The following is a 21,232-nucleotide window of genomic DNA, read 5'->3' as shown; positions in this document are numbered from 1 at the left end:
CCGCTAGCTCAGTTGGTTAGAGCAGCTGACTCTTAATCAGCGGGTCCGGGGTTCGAGTCCCTGGCGGCGCACAAGAAGCAAGAAGAAGCACCAGCAGGGCAAGATAAGTAACGAAGAGGCTCCCCGCGAGAAGCGGGGAGCCTCTTCGCGTATGGCCGAACCCTTACGGCCCGCTACCCTCTCGCCATGGCGCGCGACCTCCAGGAGCAGATCAAGAAGCTCATCATCGACCGTCGGCTGCCCTCGGGCGCCGTACTGCCGACCGAGCCCGACCTCATGGAGCTGCTCGGCGCCAGCCGGAACTCCGTGCGCGAGGCCCTCAAGGCCCTCCAGGCGATGGGCATCGTAGAGATCCGGCACGGCTTCGGCACTTACGTCGGCCCGATGTCCATGGCCCCGATGATCGAGGGCCTGGCCTTCCGCACGGTCGCCGGGCACTACCGCGGCGAGGACAGCCTCCTGCAGCTCCTGCAGTTGCGCGAGGCCGTGGAGACCGGCCTGGTCTCACGCGTCTCGGGCAACGTCCCGCCGGACGATCTGGCCGTCCTGGACGCGCTGGTCGGGCGCATGGAGGCCGAGGCCACCGCGGGAGCGGGTCTCGCCGAGACCGACCGCGCGTTTCACGCCACCCTCTACCGGAGTCTGGGCAACGTTCTGCTGAGTGAACTCCTGGAGGCGTTCTGGGACGCCTTCCACCGCGTACGCACGGATCTCGTGGAACTTCCGCAGGATCCGAAGGTCACCTGCCGGCAGCACCGGGAGATTCTCGACGCGGTGCGCTCCGGTGACCCGGGGCGGGCCGAGGACGCGATAAGAGAACACTTCGGCAACATCCGTACGCGGTTGACAGCAACGGTACCGAACGAGACCAGCAGGCTCCCCAATGAGCGCGTATGACCGGTAAACACCGTGTTTCGCATCTTGCGATCATGACGAACGGCATAGAACCCTGGGCAACAAGAGGCTGCGGTTACAGAGCAGTTGGGGGCATGAAAGCGGTTGCGTGCGAAGGCGGGGATTGGGGCCCTGTCAATGAACGGATGTCGAGGGGGGCATCATGCAACCGGAAGGCCGCTCCGCCATGTCTATAAGGTGTGTGGATGATGTGGTGACGGGGGCCTGCTGTTGATACGCCAGTGCGGGTTCAGGGGGACCGGCCGGCGAAGGGAACAACGAGCACGTGGAAACTCGCGTGTGGGGGGATGACTCATGACGTCGACGCCGACGGGCGCCCGGCAGAACTCCGACCCGTCCGAGACCACCCAGCTGAGGGTGCCGTCACAGACGCGGACCGGCACTTTCCGCAGAATCAAGAAGAACCTGCCGAGATACGACTACGAGCACTACAGCCGGCTCGCGGGTCCTCTCACTCAGCCGGACCCGACCAAGCCGTACAAGGTGCAGTACCGCACGCTGCTCTCGCAGGAGCCGCACCGGCTGCGCGCCGCCCTGATGCTGGGCGCGGCCCCGCTCCTTTCGCTGGTGCTGCTGGCCTGGCTGCTGCAGCCCACGCACTGGACCGAACGGGACTATCCCGCGTACGACTTCCTGCCCGCGCTCGACATGGTGATGCTCGTCTCGATCGGTCTGATCGAGCTGTTCCGCTGCATGAACGTGCTGTCGAACGCGCACGCCACGCTGGTCGCCCGCGACCCGATCCCGGTGGTGCCCGAGACCGGCACCAGAGTGGCCTTCCTCACCTCCTTCGTGCCCGGCAAGGAGCCGTTGGAGATGGTGACGAAGACCCTGGAAGCCGCGGTGCGGATCCGGCACCGCGGCCTCATGCATGTCTGGCTCCTCGACGAGGGCGACGACCCCGAGGTGAAGGCGGTCTGCGAGCGCCTCGGAGTGCACCACTTCTCCCGCAAGGGCGTCGCGAAGTGGAACCAGAAGAAGGGCCCGCACCGCGCCAAGACCAAGCACGGCAACTACAACGCCTGGCTGGACGCGCACGGTGACCACTACGACTTCTTCGCCAGCGTCGACACCGACCATGTCCCGCTGCCGAACTACCTGGAGCGGATGCTGGGCTTCTTCCGCGACCCGAACATCGGCTTCGTGATCGGCCCGCAGGTCTACGGCAACTACGACAACCCGATCACCAAGGCCGCCGAGTCGCAGCAGTTCCTGTTCCACGCGCTGATCCAGCGCGCGGGCAACGCGTACGGCTCGCCGATGTTCGTGGGCACGTCGAACGCCGTACGCATCAAGGCGCTGAAGCAGATCGGCGGCCTGTACGACTCGATCACCGAGGACATGGCGACCGGCTTCGAGATCCACCGCCACAAGAACCCGGCGACGGGCAAGAAGTGGCGCTCGGTCTACACCCCGGACGTCCTCGCGGTCGGTGAGGGCCCGAACGCCTGGACGGACTTCTTCACCCAGCAGATGCGCTGGTCACGGGGTACGTACGAGACGATCCTCAAGCAGTACTGGAAGGGCGCCTACTCGCTGCCGCCGAGTAAGTTCTTCAACTACACGATGATGATCATCTTCTACCCGATGTCGGCGCTCAACTGGATCCTGGCCGCGCTGAGCTGCGCCCTGTTCCTGGGTCTGGGTGCCTCGGGTGTGAACATCGACCCGGCGATCTGGCTGATGCTCTACGGCAACGCCTCGGCGCTGCAGATCGGCCTCTACGTCTGGAACCGCCGCCACAACGTCTCGCCGCACGAGCCCGAGGGCTCCGGCGGTGTGGCGGGCATGATCATGTCCGCGCTGTCGGCACCGCTGTACGCGAAGGCCCTCATCGACTCGATGCTGCGCCGCAAGAGCAAGTTCGTGGTGACCCCGAAGGGCGACTCCGCGAGCCCGGACACCTGGTTCGGGACGTTCCGGTACCACTGGTACTTCATCGCGATCTTCAGCGGTTCGATCACCGCGGGCTTCGTCTACGGCCACGCCCACCCGGCGATGATCATCTGGGCGACGTTCGCGCTCCTCATCACGGCCTCGCCGATGTTCGCCTGGCGCTGGATGATGCGGCAGGACAAGAAGGGGAGAAAGCACCGGCACGGTTCCCCCCAGGAGCCCCCGGCCGCCCCGGCGCCCGTGTACGACAGCCGGATCCCCCTCCAGCCGCAGCAGTCCCAGGCGCCTCAGCACGCGCCCCAGCACGGGCAGCACGGGGCGCCGCAGCACGCGCCCCAGCACAAGCCGAGCTGGGCGTCGGGCGGGGGCACCGACCAGACCGTGCAGATCTCCCTCGGAGGCCGGCACCGTTCGTCCGGGGAATGAGATGCGCGGCCTCCGCGCCGCGTATCCCACCCCAGGGGCCGGACCAGGGACGAGGCCTGGTCCGCGCCGGCCAAGTCAGTCGAGTTAGACGGGAATTCAAGTGAAAGACGGTTCCAGCCGCCGCCGTGCCCGCCGCATCGCGATAGGTGCGGCGGTGGTGCTTGCGCTGGCCGGGATGAACGGACCCGCGCTCTACCGCTTCGGGTCGGAGCAGTACCACGAGTACAAGATCAACAGACCTGAGTACAAGGCCGAGAACGGCAAGTGGGACATCGTCGAGTTCCCCGAGAAGTACCGGCTGAACACCATTCACGCCGCGCTGCTGCACACCGGCAAGATCCTGCTGATCGCCGGCTCGGGGAACAACCAGGACAACTTCGACGCGAAGAAGTTCGACACCCGCGTCTGGGACCCGGTCAAGAAGACGATCAAGAAGGTCCCGACGCCGGCCGACCTGTTCTGCACGGGCCACACCCAGCTGCCCAACGGCAATCTGCTGATCGCCGGCGGCACCAAGCGCTACGAGAAGCTCAAGGGCGACATCACCAAGGCGGGCGGCCTGATGGTCGTCCACAACGAGAACCCCGACGAGCCGATCACCCTGCCCGCGGGCACCCGCTTCTCCGGCAAGGAGAACGGCAAGACGTTCGTGTCGAAGGACCCGGTCGTCGTCGAGCGCGCCAAGAAGGTCTTCGACCCGGCCACCGGCAAGTTCCTGCGCAACGAACCGGGCCTCGGCCGGATCTACGTCGAGGCGCAGAAGAGCGGCTCCAAGTACGAGACGGGCACGCAGGACAACTACCGCGTGCAGGGGCTCTCGGGCGCCGACGCCCGCAACACGTACGGCATCGCGCAGAAGCTCGCCCTGGACAAGAAGGACTTCCAGGGCATCCGGGACGCCTACGAGTTCGACCCGGTCGCCGAGAAGTACATCAAGGTCGACCCGATGAACGAGGCGCGCTGGTACCCGACGCTCACCACGCTCTCCGACGGCAAGATCCTCAGCCTCTCCGGCCTGGACGAGATCGGCCAGCTGGTACCGGGCAAGAACGAGGTGTACGACCCGAAGACCAAGAAGTGGACGTACACCGACGGCGTCCGCCAGTTCCCGACCTACCCGGCGATCTCCCTGATGCAGAACGGCAAGCTGTTCTACTCGGGCGCGAACGCCGGCTACGGACCCGACGACGTCGGCCGTGACCCGGGCGTCTGGGACCTGGAGACGAACAAGTTCAAGAAGCTCAAGGGCATGTCCGACCCGAAGCGCCTGGAGACCGCGGGCACGGTGCTGCTGCCGCCCGCGCAGGACGAGAAGTACATGGTGATCGGCGGCGGCGGGGTCGGCGAGTCCAAGCTGTCCAGCAAGAAGACCCGCATCATCGACCTGCTGGCCGACGACCCGAAGTTCGTCGACGGTCCCGAACTGGAGAAGGGCACGCGCTACCCGCAGTACTCGATCCTCCCGGACGACGACGTACTGGTGTCGGGCGGCTCGGAGGACTACCGCGGGCGCGGTGACACCAACATCCTGCAGGCGCGGATGTACGACTCGAAGACCAACGAGTTCAAGCGGGTCGCCGATCCGCTGGTGGGCCGCAACTACCACTCGGGCTCGATCCTGCTGCCCGACGGCCGCGTGATGTTCTTCGGCTCGGACTCGCTCTACGCCGACAAGGCCAACACCAAGCCGGGCAAGTTCGAGCAGCGCGTGGAGATCTACACGCCGCCGTACCTGTTCCAGGGTTCGCGGCCGACGCTCTCCGGCGGTCCGAAGACCGTCGAGCGCGGCGGGTCGGCGACGTTCACGTCGAAGCACTCCTCGTCGATCAAGTCGGCCCGGCTGATCCGGCCGAGCGCGTCGACGCACGTCACCGACGTCGACCAGCGGTCGATCGCGCTGGACTTCGAGAAGACGCAGGACGGCATCGAGGTCACCGTCCCGAAGAGCCGCAACCTGGTCGAGTCCGGCTGGTACATGCTGTTCGTGACGGACGACCAGGGCACCCCGAGCAAGGCCCAGTGGGTGAAGATCCCCTGACGGACGTGGTGCGTACGTGACTGGGGGCGCCCTCCGCACAAGGAGGGCGCCCCCAGTCACGTACGACTCACCTACTGGCAGTCACTGCTTGCTCGCCTTCGCGAGCTTCAGCGCGTACTCCGGCCACCACTGGCCCGCCTTCGGTCCGTCCTTGCACGTGCCGTCGGACTCGCCGGGCCGCTTGACCCACAGATAGGCGTCGACGAGGTCGTCACCCGTGTCCGTGGTGGGTGTCTCGCCCAGTGCGCGACCGGGCGGGTTGCACCAGTTCTCCTCCGGGTCGCCGTCCGTGTAGGGGCCGTTGCCGTTGCGGCTGGTGTCGATCACGAACGGTTTGTCGCCGACCTTCGACGACAGTTCCTTGCCGTACTTCGTGCTGTCGGGCGTCTTGTAGAAGTTGGAGACGTTGACCGCGAACCCGTCGCCGTTCTCGACGCCCGCCAGTTTCAGCGGCTCGGCGATGTCGTCGGGCTTGCCCCAGCCCGCGTTGCCGGCGTCCAGGTAGACCCTGGTGTTCTTCAGCGACTTGAACTTCTCCACCGCGCCCCGGAGCAGGTCGTAGCGCTCCTCGTGGAACTCGTCCGGGGTGCAGCCGTCCACCATGTGCAGCACGGCGTCCGGCTCCAGGATCACCGTGGCCGCCCGGTCGCCGATGCCGTTGGCGACCTGGTCGATGAAGGTCCGGTACGCGTTGCCGTCGGCGGCGCCGCCGCTGGAGAACTGGCCGCAGTCGCGGTGCGGGATGTTGTACACGACGAGCAGGGCGTCCCGGTCGGCCTTCGCCGCCGCCTCGGTGAAGCCGCGCGCCTCCTGCTCCGCGTTCTCCGGAGTCAGCCACTGCCCGGTGGGCTGCTCGGCGATCGTACGGATCAGTTCGGCGTTCTCGTCCTTGCCGTCCTTCGCATAGGCGGCGACCTGTTCGGCCGCGTTCCCGTCCGGGTTGACCCAGAACGGATCCTTCTCCTTGGGCTGCTGGCTCACCTTGGCGCCCGACTTGTCCTTGTCGCCGTCGTCGCCCGAGGACGAACACGCCCCGAGCAGCAGCACAGCTCCGGCCACCGCCACGGACGCCCTGGCCCCGGCCCCCCTGCTCCCGTACATCGAAAAACTCCCCCTCGGGTGCACCGTCCGAAGTACCAATCCTGACATACGTGTCGGGCCGCCCACGAGCACAGTCACGCCTTGGCGGCCAGCTGTTACAGCGCTGAACGGCCGGACAGCGGCGGGGTTCCGCGGACCTGCCCGGACGCTGCGGCCACCTGCACGGATAACGCAGCGCCACCGTGCTGGGACTTGGCGTCATTCAGCCCCTAGGCCGGGGCGCTCATCCGTTCTAGAGTCGTCTCAGACGGCCCGGGCCCCCGGCTGTCCGGCCATCCGCCCGTCCGCGGATGGGACCCTGAACCTCCCGTGCCGGTCGCCGGGTTACTCCCGCAGCCCGTGCGCGCACGGTCGAGGACCAGCCCGGTCGACGGCTCCGGGGGGAGCGGGTCGTCGACCGGGCCAGGTGCTGCCGCCCGTCATCCGTGACGGGTCCCGCTGAGGTACGCGGAGACGACCACGTTCGCCGTGTAGGTGCGGCTCGTGCGGTCGAAGGAGCCGCCGCACGTGATGAGCCGCAGCTCGGCGCGCCCGGTCTGCCGGGCCCCGTACACCTTCCGGGCGTCGAAGCGGTCGCGGGCGAAGACCTGTACGTCCTCGACGGTGAACTCGGCGACCGTGCCGTCGTCCCGGACCACCCGGACCGCCGCGCCGGGCCGTATCTCGCTGAGGTGGTAGAAGACCGCGGGCCGGGTCTCGGTGTCCACGTGCCCGACGAGGAGCGCGGTCCCGGCCGCCCCGGGCCGCACCCCGTCCTGGTACCAGCCGACCGTCCCCGGCTGTCCGTACGGCGGCGGCTCGATCGCCCCGCCCGGGTCGAGGCCGCGGCTCACCACGGGGGCCCGTACGCCCAGTGCGGGTACGTCCACGCGCTGGGGCCGCGCGTCGCCCAGCGGCTTCACCGCGGGCGGCAGTTCGACGCCGAGCGGGCGTCCGACCGCCGCCATGTCGCCGGTGGTCGGCGCGGATATGCCCTGCCGTATGTCGGTGACCTCGCGGCCCCACAGCCACAGTCCGAGCAGCAGCAGCGCCCAGGCGACCCCCATCAGGAGCCGGCCTGCGCCCGCCGTGTGTTCCCGGTGTTCCGAGTGCGTGCGTGGTGACATGGCCCCTCAGTCCGTACGGCGGCGGCCCCGCCGGGCGCTGCTGACGGCCACGGCGACGGCGGCGGCCCCGGCCAGGACGAGTCCGACGACCGCGTGCCGGGTACCGGGCCCCTCCGACCTGGCCTCGGCGGCGGCGAGCCGTGAGGTACCGCCACCGCCCGCGTGCACGGGGGCGACGGGGGACGCGGGCGCGGCGGGCGAGGCGGCGGCCGAGCCGTCCGGCTGCTTCCGCTTCTGCTCCTGCTCCTCCCGCTCCCGTTTCTCCTTCTGTTCCTGTTTCTCGCGCTGCTTCTTGTCGGCGACGGTGACCGTGCCCTCGACCTTGTGCCCGAAGCCGTCGCAGGTGACCTCGATGTCGTACGTGCCCGGGTCGAGCGTCGAGCGGACACGGGTCTCGCCCGCGAGGTCCCCCCGGCCCCCGGTGAGCCGCGCGTCGGCGACGAACGCCGCGGACGCGGCGGTGCCGGTCAGCCCGGTGCACTCCTGGACCCGCAGCCGGATGTCGCTGCCGGGAGCCGGGGACCCCGGGGTCACCCGGACACCTCCGTCGGCCGCGGACACAGCGGGGGCGTACGCCGTGGGGGCGAGTGCGGCGGCAGCCGCCGCACCGGCACAGAGAGCGAGTCGCAGTGAACCCATCGTGAACCTCCAGACATCTGGAGCGTCCTCCGCGGGCCGGGCGGGCGCATCCGGGGAGGGGGCCCGCTGCTCCGTACGGGTGGCGGCCCGTACGGCCGGCTCAGATGCGGTCGACGAGGTCCGCGATGGAGTCGACGATCGTGGACGGGCGGTACGGGTACTTCTCGATCTCCGCCTTCGTTGTGAGACCGGTGAGGACGAGGAAGGTCTCCATGCCCGCCTCCAGACCGGCCAGCACGTCGGTGTCCATGCGGTCGCCGATCATCGCGCTGGTCTCGGAGTGCGCGCCGATGGTGTTGAGCCCGGTCCGCATCATCAGCGGGTTCGGCTTGCCCGCGAAGTACGGCTGCTTGCCGGTCGCCTTGGTGATCAGCGCGGCGACCGCGCCGGTGGCGGGCAGCGCGCCCTCGGCGGACGGGCCGGTCTCGTCGGGGTTGGTGGCGATGAAACGGGCGCCGTCGTTGATCAGCCGCACCGCCTTGGTCATCGCCTCGAAGGAGTACGTGCGGGTCTCGCCGAGGACCACGTAGTCGGGGTCGTGGTCGGTCAGCACGTACCCGATGTCGTGCAGCGCGGTGGTCAGACCGGCCTCGCCGATGACGTACGCGGAGCCCTCGGGCCGCTGGTCCTCCAGGAACTGCGCGGTGGCCAGGGCGGACGTCCAGATGTTCTCGACCGGCACGTCCAGGCCCATCCGCCGCAGCCGGGCGTGCAGGTCGCGGGCCGTGTAGATGGAGTTGTTGGTGAGGACCAGGAAAGGCTTCCCGGAGTCCCTGAGCTTCCTTATGAAGGCGTCGGCGCCGGGGATGGGCACACCCTCGTGGATGAGCACCCCGTCCATGTCGGTGAGCCACGATTCGATGGGCTTGCGCTCTGCCATGTGCCGTCTCCTGCCGTACGCGTTCTGCGTGAGCCGTGCGGGTGCGCCGGCGTCGCCGGTCACAGCCGTGTGCCGACGCCCCCAGCCTAGCCATCCGCTGGATCTTGGAGGAGGGGAGGAGGGGAGGAGGAGGGAGGGGACGCCGGAGGGGCGCGGGCTCAGCGTCTGCGGCGGGCCACGACCAGCGCGGCGGCCCCGGCGGTGAGGAGCAGCAGCGCGCCGCCGGCCGCGGCGAGGAGGGCGCGGGGCGAGGAGAGCCCCGTACCGGCCAGTTCCTCGGCGAACGGCAGCCCGTCCGGTACGCCGTCGGCGGCGCCCCGCCGGTCCCGGTCCCGGACGCCGGTGTCACCGCGCGGCTCGCCCGTCTCCTCGGCCCCGGGCACTCCCCCGACGATGCGGAACCGGTAGTCGTTCGACTGGCCCACCCAGGCGCCGTCGTCCTGGTGCCGCTGGACGACGGCCGCGTTGGCGACGACGTCGTTGGCCACCGCGTCCGAGGTGACCGCGAGCCGCACCTTGACGGAGAGGGTCTTGCCGGGCGCGACGGTGAACCCCGGGAAGCCGTCCTCCCCGGCGGAGTCCGGCGCCGGGGAGCCCGACGCGGAAGGGCCTGGCCCGGCGGAGCCGAGCACGCCGATGTGCTCGTCCTCGTCGGTCCGCTCGAAGGTCACGGCGTGGGGCCGGTCCCCGTCGTAGAACTCCAGGCGCGGCTGCTCCGGCCGCAGCGCCCGCTTCCTGTCCACGAGGACGACGACCGGGTGGACGTTCTCGCAGGGGGCGTCGGTGGTGTTGGTGAGGTCGATGTACCAGATCCGGAATCCGCCGCCGGCCTCGTAGGCGTCGGGGCCGCCGTGGATGCGGGTGCGCACGGGGAAGTCCCGTTTCCCGGACGTGGCGCAGGTGGGTCCGGCCCCGGGCAGGGCCTGGGCGGAGACCTGCGCGAAGGCCGGTGCGGCGGGCACGGAGGTGAGGGCGGCTGCAGCGGTCACGGCGAGAGACAGGGGCTTGCTCAGTCGCATGGACACGGGACCCTGCCACGGGGGCGCGGGGTGGCGGCTGCGGCGCGCGGGGGCGGGGGCCGTTCGGGGGCGCAGGTACGTCCGGTCGGGGGTGCGGGGCACGTCCGGTTGCCCCCGGGGTGCCTGCCGTCGCTCAGTCCTGTGTCCGTCCGAACAGCGGGGCCAGCAGCAGTTGGGCCGCGCCCTCCGCGACCGCCCGCGCGCCGCCGGGCGCGATCCGCACCGGTACGGGGCTGCTCGCGCCCTCACGCCGGGCCCGGGTGTCCAGCACGGCGCCGACACCGCGTACGAAGCGTTCGGGCTCCGCGGTGACCGTACGGCCACCGAGCAGGACGAGGTCGATGTCGAGCAGCCCGACGAGGTTCGCGGCGCCCTCGCCGAGGACACGGGCCGCCCCGTCGATGTCGCCCCGGGCGACCGCCGCGAGGCAGAGCGCCTCGACACAGCCCCGGTTGCCGCACGGACAGGGCGGCCCGTCCAGCTGGACGACCTGGTGCCCGAACTCCCCCGCCCCGGTACGGGCCCCGCGGTGCACGGACCCGCCCAGGACGAGCCCGGCCCCCAGTCCCGTACCGAGATGCAGATAGGCGAAAGCTCCGACCTCGCCGCCGACGGCCAGTCCGAGCGCCGCGGCGTTCGTGTCCTTGTCCAGCACCACGGGCACCCCGAGCCGCCGCGCCAGGGCGTCCCGCAGCGGGAACCCGTCCCACTCGGGGAACCCGGTCACCCGGTGCAGCACGCCGTGCGTGTGGTCGAGCGGCCCCGGCATGGCGACGCCGACGCCGAGGACGGCGGCCCTGGAGGGCCCCTCCACCAGCACCTGGGCCTCGTCCACGACCACGTCCAGCACGGCCTCCGCGCCCGCTCCGAGGTCGAGGGCGGCCCGGCGCTCGGCCACCACCTCGCCCGTGAGGTCGACGAGGACGGCGCGCAGTTCGTCGCGGTCGACCTGGAGTCCCACCGCGTGCCCGGCCTCCGGCACCAGCCGCAGCGCGGTCCGGGGCTTGCCTCCCGTGGAGGCCTGCCGGCCCGCCTCGGCGATCAGACCGTCCTCGCGCAACCGGGCGGTGATCTTGCTGACGGCCTGGGGGGTCAGCCCCGTGCGCTCGGCGAGTTCGAGACGGCTCATCCCGGCCCGCCCGGCCCTGCGCAGCAGGTCGAGCAGCAGCGCGGCATTGTGGCTGCGCAGCGAGAGCAGATTCACCCCGCTGACCGCACCGCCCGGTCCCGCGGCCCTGATCCCAGCCACTCGGCACTCCTCCACCCTGCTCGCCGCGCCGCTCCACGCGCTGGTGCGCCCGTCGCGTCCCACACCCCATTGTCCCCCGCGCTTGCACTTTGGCAACAGCGTTGTTTAAGTGGAGGGCATGACTGGCACAGGTGCTGACACCTCCCTCCGCCCGGACTCCCGCCGCGAAGGCCCCTTCCGCGTGGGCCTCGTCGGCTACGGCCTCGCGGGCTCCGTCTTCCACGCCCCGCTGATCGCCGCCACCGAGGGCCTCGTCCTCGACACGGTCGTCACGGGGAACCCGGACCGGCAGCGGCAGGCGAGGGACGAGTTCCCCGGCGTACGGTTCGCGACGTCCCCCGACGAGCTCTGGCAGCGCGCGGACGAACTGGACCTGATCGTCATCGCGTCCCCGAACAAGACACACGTCCCGATCGCCAGGGCCGCCCTCGAAGCGGGCCTGCCGGTGGTCGTCGACAAGCCGATCGCGGGCGCGGCGGCCGAGGCCCGCGAACTGGCCGCCCTCGCCGACGAACGCGGCCTGCTGCTCTCCGTCTTCCAGAACCGCCGCTGGGACAACGACTTCCTGACGCTCCGGAAGCTGATCACCGACGGCGAACTCGGCGACGTCTACCGCTTCGAGTCCCGCTTCGAGCGCTGGCGCCCCGAACTCAAGGGCGGCTGGCGCGAGTCCGGCGACCCCGCAGAGATCGGAGGTCTGCTGTACGACCTCGGCAGCCACGTGGTCGACCAGGCACTGGTCCTCTTCGGCCCCGCGGCCACCGTGTACGCGGAGTCGGACGTCCGCCGCGCCGGCGCCGCGGCCGACGACGACACGTTCATCGCGATCACGCACACGAACGGCGTCCGCTCCCACCTCTACGCCTCCGCGACGACGGCCCAGCTCGGCCCGCGCTTCCGGACGCTGGGCTCGAAGGCCGGTTACGTGAAGTACGGCCTCGACCCCCAGGAAGCCACCCTGCGCGACGGCGGACGCCCGGTCGCGGGCGGCGAGAAGGAGTGGGGCGTGGAGCCGGAGGAGCTGTGGGGCCGCGTCGGCTCGGGCGAGTCCCCGCTGACCGGCGGCGGCACTCCCGTCCCGACCGTGCCGGGCGCGTACCCCGCGTACTACGCGGCGGTCGCCGAGGCCCTGCGCGGCACCGGCGAGAACCCGGTCACCGCGCTGGAGGCAGCCGCGGCCCTGGACGTCCTGGAAGCCGCGTACCGCTCGGCCCGTGAGAACGTGACGGTGACCCTGTGAGCACTCCCACGCCCTCCACGGCCCCGACCGTCGCCGAACTGGAGGAGCAGGAGCGCCGCCTGACGCTCCCCCGCTTCACCCACGACGACGCGTGGGCCCTCGGCTCGCTCCTCGTCGAGCTGGCCCGCGAGCGCGAGGCACCCGTCGCCATCGACATCCGCCGCGGCGGCCAGCAGCTCTTCCACGCCGCGCTGCCCGGCTCGACCCGGGACAACGACGCCTGGATCGACCGCAAGCGCCGGGTCGTCGAACGCTACGCCGCCTCGTCCCTCCTGGTCGGCACCCGCTTCCGCGCCAAGAACACGACGTTCGAGGCCTCCTCCCGCCTGGACCCCGACACGTACGCGGCCCACGGCGGAGCCTTCCCGATCACGGTGAAGGACACCGGCGTGATCGGCACGGTGGTGGTCTCGGGCCTCCCCCAACTGGAGGACCACGCCATGGTGGTAGAGGCCCTGACACGCTTCCTGACCGAGTAAGGGGCGCAGCCCCCAAGGGGCGCGGGGAACGGCGCGACCAGCCACGACGGCGCCGCAGACAACAACGCGCCGATGTTCCCCGCCCCCGAGTGGAACGGCTCCGCAGCCGACAACGCGCCGACGTTCCCCGCCCCCGAGTGAAACGCCTACGCAGGAGCGAAAACCTGCCGCTGCCGCCCCAACCCCCCGATCTCCAACTCCACGACATCCCCCGCCCGAAGGAACGGCTTCGGCTCAGGCATCCCCAAAGCAACCCCCGCGGGCGTCCCGGTATTGATGACATCCCCGGGATAGAGAGTCATGAACTGACTCACGTACCGCACCACTTCCGCGACGGAGAAGATCTGGTCGCCCGTACTGCCGTCCTGCCGCAGCTCCCCGTTCACCCACAGCTTCAGCCCGAGCGCCTGCGGATCGGGCACCTCGTCGGCGGTCACCAGCCACGGCCCCAGCGGGTTGAACGTCTCGCAGTTCTTCCCCTTGTCCCAGGTCCCGCCGCGCTCGATCTGGAACTCCCGCTCGGACACGTCGTGCGCGACCGCGTATCCGGCGACATGCGCGAGCGCCTCCTCGCGCGAGCCGAGGTAGCGCGCCGTACGCCCGATGACGACGGCCAGTTCGACCTCCCAGTCGGTCTTGACCGAGCCGCGCGGTACGAGCACCGTGTCGTGCGGACCGACCACCGTGTCCGCGGCCTTGAAGAAGATGACCGGCTCGGCGGGCGGCTCGGCCCCCGTCTCCCGCGCGTGGTCGTGGTAGTTGAGGCCGATGCAGACGACCTTGCCTATGCGGGCGACCGGCGGCCCGACCCGCAGTCCGTCCGCGTCGAGCGCGGGCAGTTCCCCGGCCTCGGCGGCGGTACGGATCCGGCCGAGCGCCACGTCGTCGGCGAGCAGCGCCCCGTCGATGTCCGGCACGACGCCCGACAGGTCCCGCAGAACTCCGTCGGCATCGAGCAGCGCGGGACGCTCGGCCCCCGCCGTACCGACTCGCAGCAGCTTCATGAGCAGTGTCTCCCTTGATCGCGGGCGGCCGACCGATGGGTGCAGCCATCGGAGGACTGGTCGATCCTCCAAGGTCGGCGTCCAGTCCGCAATACCCGGTTCACGGACTGGACCGTAACCACCGGCGCCTGCACCGGCACCGGCGCAGGCGTCAGCCCAGCACCGCGGCGGCCGGCACGGCCCCCGGCATGTCCCGGTACAGCACCGCCCGCTCGACCGCGCTCCACGTCGTACTGGTCACCACGTACAGCGCGGCGGCCAGCGGCACGAACGCCACGGTGAGCAGCGTGAAGAAGGACATCAGCGGCATGACCTTGGTGATCGCGCCCATCCCCGGCACCTGCAGCTGCCCGTCGCCGGAGGCCGGGGTGGCCGCGTTCGCCGCCGCACTCGCGGCCATCGTCCGCTTGGTCCGGCGGTAGTTGAAGGTCGCGACGACGGCGACGATCACGAACAGCCCCACGTACACCAGCCCCTGCGCCCCGAGGACCCCGCCGTCGCCCAGCGCGTCCGCCCACCGCTCGCCCAGCGGCGCCGCGAACAGCTTGTGGGTGAGCAGGGAGTTCGCCTCGTCGCCGATCCGGGAGTTGGAGAACAGGTGGTAGAGGAGGAAGAAGGCAGGCAGCTGGAAGAGGCTCGGCAGGCATCCGGAGAGCGGGGACACCTTCTCCGCGGCGTGCAGTTCCATCACCGCCTTCTGCAGTTTCTCGGGGTTCTTGCCGTGCTTCCTGCGCAGCTCGGCGATCCGCGGCTGCAACGCGGCCCGTGCCCGCTGTCCGCGCGCCGAGGCCCGCGACAGAGGGTGCACGAGGAGCCGTACGAACGCGGTGAACAGGACGATCGCGGCGGCCGTCGCCGAGTCGTGGAAGAGCGGGCCGAGCAGATCGGCGAGCCCTTCGACGAGGCTCGCGAAAGCGGACATGAAGGTGGCGAACATGGGTGAGCCCTCCGTGGGTCTCGTGGTGCGTCGATGCCGAGGAGATGTGACGTGGCGGCACGTGCGTCGGGGTGGGACGTGACGTGCGTCGGCATGACGGCCCGCGAGGGGCACTGCGCAGGCAGGAGGAACGGGAGGAGCAGGAGGAACACGATCAGGAGGATCGGGTGAGCGCTGCTGCGAAGTCCCTACGCGGCCGTCGGGAGGGACCGGCCCGGGGCTCGGGGACGCCTGCGCCCCCGGGCGTCGGGATCGCGCTGCGGCAGGAACGCCGTGCGCTGCTCACGGTCGCGCATGGCCGTACGGACCCGGGTCCGGGGCACGGCGGGCGCGAGGCGCGAGGAGATCAGGGAACAGGCGGCGAGCGCGGACCCGGCCGCGGCGGTCGCCGCGAACGTGACGGCGACGGCTCCGGAGAGGCTGCCGGTGTCCAGGAGCGCCACCTGCAGCAGGAGGACGAGCAGCAGGACGGCGGGCTTCAACTGCGCCCAGGTCCGTGTCATCGGCTGCTCCCTCCCCTTCTGTTCCGCGACTCTGTTCCGCGACGGCTCGCCATGATCCGCTCTGTTCCGCCACGGTCCGCGGATTCTTCGCGCTCCATGGCCTCCTGCCGTTATACAGGATCGGCTTCCGGGACCCGTCGGACGGACTCCAGCAGACCCGTGGTACCCCGGGGGCATAGTCGATACCCTCCCTGCGGGGAACGCGTGTGCGGAGTGGGGGGCGCTGATGGGATACCGGAGACCCGTGCGGTTCTTGACGGGTGTCTTGGCAACCGGGCTGTTACTGGGGGGCCTGGGAGGTTGTTCGGGGACCGGAGGTGACGGGTCCGCCGAGGCCACCCGCTCCGGATCACCCCCGAGCCCGGCCCCCACCAGCACCGGCACCACCGGCGCCGCCCCCAGCGCGAGCGCCACCACCCTGGGGTTCACCCCCGATCCCGGCCGTCTGCCGAAGTCCCGCGCCGAGGGCCTGCGCCTGGCCCGCACGGTCGCCGCGACGCCCGCCGACTGGGGCCCCGGCTTCGTACGGCGCAGCCCGTACGAGAGCGACCCCGGCTCCTGGCCCGTACTCGACTCCGACTGTGTGTGGGAGCGCGAGCCCCTGCCCGCGACGGCGCTCGCCAGCCTCACCCGCAACAGCGAACTGCCCGCGGAGGGCGGCAAGGGCCCGATCCGCGTCACCGCCGTCGTCACCGTGCACCGGACCGTCGACGACGCCGACTGGGAGATGGCCGGCACGCTGGAGGAGGCACTGCGCTGTCCCGACCAGCAGCTCCGGCGCGGCGAGCGGATCACCGGACTGCTCTCGCAGGGCGCGGCCTACGGTCTGCTGGCCAACTTCACCTCCGAGGACTCGCTCACGGAGGGCGGCAAGTACTACAGCGACGTACTCGGCGGCCCTCACTACTACTACTGGGTGCAGAGCCGGCTGGGCCAGGTCACCGTGGCCGTCGTGGGCCGGGGTGCGAAGGGGCGTTCCCAGGACGACGTCGACTCCGCGCTGCGACAGGGAGCGGGTCAGATGCTGAGCCGCGTCGAGACCGAACTGGAGGCACCGCAGTGAGCGGGCCGCTGCTCCCCACCGACCCCGCCCGGATCGGCGGGCACCGGCTGCTGGCCCGGCTCGGGGCGGGCGGCATGGGCGTGGTCTACCTCGGCCGTACCGAGGCCGGTGCCCTGGCCGCCGTCAAGGTCGTCCGGTCCGAGTACGCGGACGAGCCCGACTTCCGTGCCCGCTTCCGCCGCGAGGTGGAGACGGCCCGCCGGGTGAGCAGCCCCTGGGCGGTGCCGGTCACCGGCGCGGACCCGGACGCGGACGAGCCGTGGCTGGCCACCGCCTTCGTACCGGGCCCCTCGCTCGAGGAGTCGGTCGTCCGGCACGGCCCGCTGCCCGCCCGCAGCGTGCTCGCCCTGGCCAGGATGCTCGCCGCCGCGCTGCGCGAGGTCCACGCGGCCGGGCTGGTCCACCGCGACGTCAAGCCCGCCAACGTCCTGCTCGCCATGGACGGTCCCCGTCTGATCGACTTCGGGATCGCCCGGTCGACCGACGGGACCGCGATCACCTCGACCGACCTGGTCGTCGGCACGCCCGGTTTCCTCTCCCCCGAGCAGGCCGAGGCGCGGGGCGCGGCGGTGGGCCCGGCGAGCGACATCTTCTCGCTGGGCTGTCTGCTGGCGTACGCGGCGAGCGGCGGCCCGCCGTTCGGCTCCGGTACGGCGGACGCGCTGCTCTACCGCACGGTCCACGACGAACCCGACCTGTCCGGCATCCCCGCCGACTCGACCGGCTCCACCGATTCCGACGACTCCACCGGTCACGCCGGCGGGATCGACCTGCTGACGCTGCTGCGCCTGTGCCTGGCGAAGGACCCGGCGGACCGTCCGACGGCCGAACAGATCGACACGGTCCTGCTGGTCGAGGACGCGGTCCCCCGGGGCGAGCAGATCGCCTGGCTGCCCGAGGACGTCGTACGGGGTATCGCCGACCGTTCGGCCGAGATGCTGGCGCTCCCCGACATCGAGCCGACGGCCGCCGGAACCCCGGCCCCGGAGGGCGCCGGGGGCGCGGAGAGCACGGTGGGCTCAGGGGGCTCGGGCGAGACCAGGGACCTGGCGGCGGAGCCCGCGTCGCCCGGCCGCCGACGGCTGCTCCTCGCCTCCGGCGCGGCGCTGGTCCTGGCGGCGGGCGGAACCGCGGCCTGGGCTGCCCTGCGCGACGACGACCCGGGTACTTCGGGGACCCGTCGCTGGGCCATCGGCGTCCAGGCGGATCTGAGCGGTCCCCTCCGGACGGCGGGCGAGGCGCAGGTGCGGGGTGCCCGGCTGGCGGTCGAGCAGTACAACTCCCGTAAGAACAAGCCCTTCGCGCTCGACCTGAAGGCCGTGGACGACGGCGGCAGCGCGGGGCGGGCGCCGGCCGCGGCCAAGAAGCTGATCCAGGACACCGACGTGCTCGCCGTGCTCGGTCCCACCGGCGACGAGGCGGCGCGCGCGATCCTGGGCACGTACGACGAGGCCCTGCTGCCGTTGCTGTCGGTCTCGGCCGGAGGACTGCTCCTGACCTCGAAGGAGTACCGGTCCTTCGTGCACTGCCGCCCCAGCGACGCGGCCCTCTCCCTCCCCATGAGCGTCTATCTCATGAAGCACACGAAGAGCACGAAGAGTACGAAGAACGCGGAGCGGTCGGGACCGGGAGCCGGAGCGCTGCGCCCCGGCCTGCTCCAGGACCGCACCGCGCAGACGTACGCCCAGGAGTCCGCCGGGATCAACGCCACCATGATGCGCAGTCTGGGCCGCCCGGCCTACCCACGGGTGGTCCCGGCGGGCACGAAGGACATGGGGCCCGTCGTCACCGACATGCTGCGGGCCGGGATCGGCTCGTTCGTCTACGCCGGGTACGCGCCGGGCGCCGCCCGGGTGGCCCGTGAACTGGCGGCGGCCGGCTTCGACGGACCGCGGTTCGCCCCGCAGGCCGTGATCGACCCGGAGTTCCTGAAGAGCGCCGGGGAGGCCGCCGAGGGCTGGCTGATGACCGCGTCCTTCGTCGACCCCTCCGCCGTACCGGCCGCGAAGGCCTTCACCGCCGCGTTCCGCAAGCGCTACGACGCCGCGCCCGGCTACTACGCCGCCGAGGCGTACGACACCGTCAACCTCGTCATCCAGGAGCTGCTGAAGGCCACGAACGCCGAGAACACCCGGGTTCCCGCCCGTCCCCCGAGCCGCCGAAAGCTCGTGGAGCTGCTGCGCGCGAGCCGCTACAAGGGCATCACCAAGCAGTTCTCCTTCAAGCCGGAGGACGGCACGTTCGCCGGCTGGGGCATCTTCCTGCACCAGGTCGAGGGCGGCAGGTTCCGCTACCTCGGCGAAGCCCCCTCCAAGGTGTAGTGGTGAGCGGACCGGACGCGGAGGGGTTCGCGGGACTGCGCCCGCTCAGGCCCGGCGACCCGCTCTCCGTCGGCGGCCACCGGCTGCTCGGCCGGCTCGGCGCGGGCGGCATGGGCGTGGTCTACCTGGCCCGTTCGGCGGGCGGGACGCTGGTCGCCCTGAAGGTGATCCGCGCCGAGTACGCGGCCGACCACGACTTCCGGACCCGTTTCCGCCGCGAGGCCGAGGCGGCGGGCGGGCTCACCGGGCGGTGGGTGGTGCCGGTCCTGGCGGCGGAACCGGCGGCCCGCGAACCCTGGCTGGCGACCGCCTTCGTACCGGGCCCGTCGCTGGCCGAGGCCGTCGCCCTGCACGGGCCGCTGCCGGACCGTACGGTACGTGCCCTGGGCGCGCGGCTGGCCGAGGCGCTCACCGAGGTGCACGCGGCGGGCCTGGTGCACCGGGACGTCAAGCCGGGCAACGTCCTCCTCGCCCTCGACGGACCCCGGCTGATCGACTTCGGCATCGCGCGGTCCGCCGGTGCCACCGCGCTGACCGCGAGCGACGTGGTGATCGGCTCGCCCGGCTATCTCTCGCCCGAGCAGGCGCGGGTACGGGCCGGTGGCGACGGCGTCGGCCCGCCGAGCGACGTCTTCTCGCTGGGCTGCGTGCTGGCGTACGCGGCGACCGGCCGCCGCCCGTTCGGCACCGGCACCGTGGCCGCCGTCATCTTCCGCACGGTCCACGAGGAACCGGACCTGGACGCCGTGCCGTGGACCCTGGTCCCGCTGCTGGCCGCCTGCCTCGCCAAGGACCCGCGGGCCCGGCCCACCGCGCAGGAGGTACGGGACAGCCTGACCGACGAGAGCGGCCCGGAGCCCGACTGGCTGCCGCCCTCGCTCCCCCGGCTGATCGCGGAACGCTCGTCCGCCGTCCTGTCCCTGCCCGACCCGGACCCCGACCGCGGCCCGGGACCGGGTTCGGGCCCCGTCACGCTCGTACAGCCCGACGACGGACCGGAGCCGGCCCGCCCCGCCCTCTCCCGGCGCCGCGTGCTGACACTCGGCTCGGCGGCCGGGGTCGTCCTGACCGGCGGCGGCCTCGCGGCCCGGGCCGCCGCCAGGTCCGCGTCCGGCCGCGACGGCTCGGCACGCTCGGGACCGCTCCCCCGGTACGTCATCGGCCTGCACGCCGACCTGTCGGGCCCGGACCGGGCGACGGGCCGGGCCCAGGAACGGGGCGCGCGGATCGCCGTGTCGGACTTCAACTCGGGCGCCCTCGCATCCGGCACCGGCGACTCCCGGCCCGGCGGATCCCGCTCCCGGGGGACCCGTTCCCTTCGTGAGGGCCGCCCCTTCGACCTCGCGCTGAAGGTCCTGGACGACGGCGGGAAGGCGAAGCGCGCCGAGAAGGTGTCCGACGGGTTCGTCGCGGACCGTGACGTGTACGCCGTCATCGCCGCGACCGGCGCCGCCGCGTCCGAGGTCGCCGTGGCCCGCTACGAGAAGGCCCTGCTGCCGATCGTGTCCGTCTCCTCCGGCGCCGATCTGTACTCCACGACCACCACCCGCGCGTACTTCCAGCTCAGGCCCGACGAGTACGCCCTGGCGACGCCCTTCATCCAGTACCTCACCCACGCCGAGAAGAGCCGCAGGACCGCGCTCGTCGACGACCGGGCGGCGGGCAGGGCCAGTTGGCAGATCGTCAAGGACGTGAGCGCGTACCCGCCCTCCCAGGGCACGACCACGACCCACACCGTCCCCGCGGACAGCGAGGACTTCGACGCGGTCGCCGCCGCCCTGCTCGCCGCGGACGCCCAGGCCGTCATCTACGCCGGCACCTCACCGCACCGGGCCGCCCGCTGCGCCCGCGCCCTGGCACGGGCCGGGTTCCGCGGCCCGCGCATGGCCCCGGAACCCGTACTGCAGACCGCGTTCCTCGAGGAGGCGGGCGCGGCGGCCGAGGGCTGGGTGATCAGCACGACCTATGTGGACCCGGCCGAGCTGCCGGCCGCGGCACACTTCGTGGAGACGTACCGGAAACGCTTCGGGGTACGCACGGTCGAGCGGTACGCGGTGGAGGCGTACGACGCGGTGCTCTTCGTCGCCCAGGCCATGCGCGAGCTGGGCAGCGTCGGGCCCGAACGGGGGGCCATGGTCCGCAGACTCCGCGGGACCACCCACCGGGGCCTCGCCAAGACCATCGAGTTCGACCCGGTGACCCACGAGTTCCGCTGGGTCAACAGCCTGTTCCTGCACCGCGTGCGGAACGGCGCTCCGGTCTTCCTGGGCCACTTCGACAAGGTGGGGAAACCCTGACCGAGGGCTAGGGCCTGTCTGACCATTCCCGTCGTCGCCCGGAGGGCGGCCGGGCGGCGTCAGGTGCGTGCTCTCGCCGTGCCGGGCGCAGAGCCTCGTACTGGACGTACTTGGCTCTG

The 21,232-nt window shown here is 71.6% G+C and carries 17 protein-coding genes; 8 read left to right on the top strand and 9 right to left on the bottom strand.

Annotated features, from left to right (window positions below):
• Positions 1-186: 186 nt before the first annotated feature.
• The 3 genes from ACFVH5_RS38300 to ACFVH5_RS38290 all read left to right on the top strand — a co-directional run bounded on the left by ACFVH5_RS38300 (position 187) and on the right by ACFVH5_RS38290 (position 5,275).
• Positions 187-897, top strand: a complete 711-nt coding sequence (locus ACFVH5_RS38300; protein ID WP_385838310.1) for a FadR/GntR family transcriptional regulator — start codon at positions 187-189, stop codon at positions 895-897.
• A 312-nt stretch (positions 898-1,209) separates the two neighbouring features.
• The gene (locus ACFVH5_RS38295) at positions 1,210-3,237 is read left to right on the top strand and encodes a glycosyltransferase family 2 protein (protein WP_384805094.1); all 2,028 of its coding nucleotides are present in this window, start codon (positions 1,210-1,212) and stop codon (positions 3,235-3,237) included.
• A 100-nt stretch (positions 3,238-3,337) separates the two neighbouring features.
• A complete protein-coding gene (locus ACFVH5_RS38290; RefSeq protein WP_385838309.1) occupies positions 3,338-5,275 on the top strand; it encodes a galactose oxidase-like domain-containing protein in 1,938 nt (645 codons plus the stop codon).
• An 81-nt stretch (positions 5,276-5,356) separates the two neighbouring features.
• On the opposite strand, the gene ACFVH5_RS38285 is transcribed toward ACFVH5_RS38290, so the two are convergent.
• The 6 genes from ACFVH5_RS38285 to ACFVH5_RS38260 all read right to left on the bottom strand — a co-directional run bounded on the left by ACFVH5_RS38285 (position 5,357) and on the right by ACFVH5_RS38260 (position 11,269).
• On the bottom strand, positions 5,357-6,376 hold the full coding sequence (locus ACFVH5_RS38285) for a glycoside hydrolase family 6 protein (protein WP_385838308.1): 1,020 nt from the start codon (positions 6,374-6,376) through the stop codon (positions 5,357-5,359).
• 419 nt (positions 6,377-6,795) lie between these two features.
• A complete protein-coding gene (locus ACFVH5_RS38280; RefSeq protein WP_385838307.1) occupies positions 6,796-7,482 on the bottom strand; it encodes a class F sortase in 687 nt (228 codons plus the stop codon).
• Positions 7,483-7,488: 6 nt separating this feature from the next.
• A complete protein-coding gene (locus tag ACFVH5_RS38275; RefSeq protein ID WP_385838305.1) occupies positions 7,489-8,121 on the bottom strand; it encodes a hypothetical protein in 633 nt (210 codons plus the stop codon).
• A 100-nt stretch (positions 8,122-8,221) separates the two neighbouring features.
• Entirely contained in the window at positions 8,222-9,001 is a 780-nt protein-coding gene (locus ACFVH5_RS38270) for an HAD-IIA family hydrolase (RefSeq protein WP_384805104.1), read from the bottom strand.
• Positions 9,002-9,159: 158 nt separating this feature from the next.
• Positions 9,160-10,020, bottom strand: a complete 861-nt coding sequence (locus ACFVH5_RS38265) for a hypothetical protein (protein ID WP_385838304.1) — start codon at positions 10,018-10,020, stop codon at positions 9,160-9,162.
• Between the two features lie 133 nt (positions 10,021-10,153).
• On the bottom strand, positions 10,154-11,269 hold the full coding sequence (locus ACFVH5_RS38260; protein WP_385838303.1) for an ROK family transcriptional regulator: 1,116 nt from the start codon (positions 11,267-11,269) through the stop codon (positions 10,154-10,156).
• 118 nt (positions 11,270-11,387) lie between these two features.
• Here ACFVH5_RS38260 and ACFVH5_RS38255 point away from each other — a divergent pair, with 118 nt between their 5' ends.
• Positions 11,388-12,509, top strand: a complete 1,122-nt coding sequence (locus tag ACFVH5_RS38255) for a Gfo/Idh/MocA family oxidoreductase (RefSeq protein WP_385838302.1) — start codon at positions 11,388-11,390, stop codon at positions 12,507-12,509.
• Positions 12,506-12,988: a heme-degrading domain-containing protein gene (locus ACFVH5_RS38250; protein ID WP_385838301.1), complete on the top strand. Its 483-nt coding sequence runs from the start codon at positions 12,506-12,508 to the stop codon at positions 12,986-12,988. The genes ACFVH5_RS38255 and ACFVH5_RS38250 overlap by 4 nt, the downstream gene beginning before the upstream one ends.
• A gap of 146 nt (positions 12,989-13,134) precedes the next feature.
• Here ACFVH5_RS38250 and ACFVH5_RS38245 read toward each other — a convergent pair whose 3' ends face one another.
• The 3 genes from ACFVH5_RS38245 to ACFVH5_RS38235 all read right to left on the bottom strand — a co-directional run bounded on the left by ACFVH5_RS38245 (position 13,135) and on the right by ACFVH5_RS38235 (position 15,432).
• Positions 13,135-13,992, bottom strand: a complete 858-nt coding sequence (locus tag ACFVH5_RS38245) for a fumarylacetoacetate hydrolase family protein (RefSeq protein ID WP_384805114.1) — start codon at positions 13,990-13,992, stop codon at positions 13,135-13,137.
• Positions 13,993-14,143: 151 nt separating this feature from the next.
• The gene (locus ACFVH5_RS38240; RefSeq protein WP_385838300.1) at positions 14,144-14,929 is read right to left on the bottom strand and encodes a YidC/Oxa1 family membrane protein insertase; all 786 of its coding nucleotides are present in this window, start codon (positions 14,927-14,929) and stop codon (positions 14,144-14,146) included.
• A 188-nt stretch (positions 14,930-15,117) separates the two neighbouring features.
• A complete protein-coding gene (locus ACFVH5_RS38235) occupies positions 15,118-15,432 on the bottom strand; it encodes a DUF6412 domain-containing protein (RefSeq protein ID WP_385838299.1) in 315 nt (104 codons plus the stop codon).
• 265 nt (positions 15,433-15,697) lie between these two features.
• Here ACFVH5_RS38235 and ACFVH5_RS38230 point away from each other — a divergent pair, with 265 nt between their 5' ends.
• The 3 genes from ACFVH5_RS38230 to ACFVH5_RS38220 are packed head-to-tail and all read left to right on the top strand — an operon-like array spanning position 15,698 to position 21,113.
• Positions 15,698-16,495: a hypothetical protein gene (locus ACFVH5_RS38230; RefSeq protein WP_385838298.1), complete on the top strand. Its 798-nt coding sequence runs from the start codon at positions 15,698-15,700 to the stop codon at positions 16,493-16,495.
• Complete coding sequence (locus tag ACFVH5_RS38225) at positions 16,492-18,816, top strand: bifunctional serine/threonine-protein kinase/ABC transporter substrate-binding protein (RefSeq protein ID WP_385838297.1); 2,325 nt, start codon at positions 16,492-16,494, stop codon at positions 18,814-18,816. The genes ACFVH5_RS38230 and ACFVH5_RS38225 overlap by 4 nt, the downstream gene beginning before the upstream one ends.
• Before the next feature lie 35 nt (positions 18,817-18,851).
• Positions 18,852-21,113 (top strand): bifunctional serine/threonine-protein kinase/ABC transporter substrate-binding protein, encoded by a 2,262-nt coding sequence (locus ACFVH5_RS38220; RefSeq protein WP_385838311.1) that lies wholly within the window; start codon positions 18,852-18,854, stop codon positions 21,111-21,113.
• Positions 21,114-21,232 lie beyond the last annotated feature (119 nt).

The organism is Streptomyces sp. NPDC127119 (assembly GCF_042677425.1).
GTDB lineage: Bacteria > Actinomycetota > Actinomycetes > Streptomycetales > Streptomycetaceae > Streptomyces.
Note: the sequence above shows the minus strand (reverse complement) of the source record. Positions and strands in the feature narration are given on the sequence as shown.

Coding starts and splice junctions, on each gene's coding strand:
- ACFVH5_RS38235 (WP_385838299.1), bottom strand. CDS start 15,432: ATGACACGGACCTGGGCGCAGTTGAAGCCCGCCGTCCTGCTGCTCGTC.
- ACFVH5_RS38245 (WP_384805114.1), bottom strand. CDS start 13,992: ATGAAGCTGCTGCGAGTCGGTACGGCGGGGGCCGAGCGTCCCGCGCTG.
- ACFVH5_RS38240 (WP_385838300.1), bottom strand. CDS start 14,929: ATGTTCGCCACCTTCATGTCCGCTTTCGCGAGCCTCGTCGAAGGGCTC.
- ACFVH5_RS38285 (WP_385838308.1), bottom strand. CDS start 6,376: ATGTACGGGAGCAGGGGGGCCGGGGCCAGGGCGTCCGTGGCGGTGGCC.
- ACFVH5_RS38270 (WP_384805104.1), bottom strand. CDS start 9,001: ATGGCAGAGCGCAAGCCCATCGAATCGTGGCTCACCGACATGGACGGG.
- ACFVH5_RS38295 (WP_384805094.1), top strand. CDS start 1,210: ATGACGTCGACGCCGACGGGCGCCCGGCAGAACTCCGACCCGTCCGAG.
- ACFVH5_RS38255 (WP_385838302.1), top strand. CDS start 11,388: ATGACTGGCACAGGTGCTGACACCTCCCTCCGCCCGGACTCCCGCCGC.
- ACFVH5_RS38275 (WP_385838305.1), bottom strand. CDS start 8,121: ATGGGTTCACTGCGACTCGCTCTCTGTGCCGGTGCGGCGGCTGCCGCC.
- ACFVH5_RS38265 (WP_385838304.1), bottom strand. CDS start 10,020: ATGCGACTGAGCAAGCCCCTGTCTCTCGCCGTGACCGCTGCAGCCGCC.
- ACFVH5_RS38280 (WP_385838307.1), bottom strand. CDS start 7,482: ATGTCACCACGCACGCACTCGGAACACCGGGAACACACGGCGGGCGCA.
- ACFVH5_RS38300 (WP_385838310.1), top strand. CDS start 187: ATGGCGCGCGACCTCCAGGAGCAGATCAAGAAGCTCATCATCGACCGT.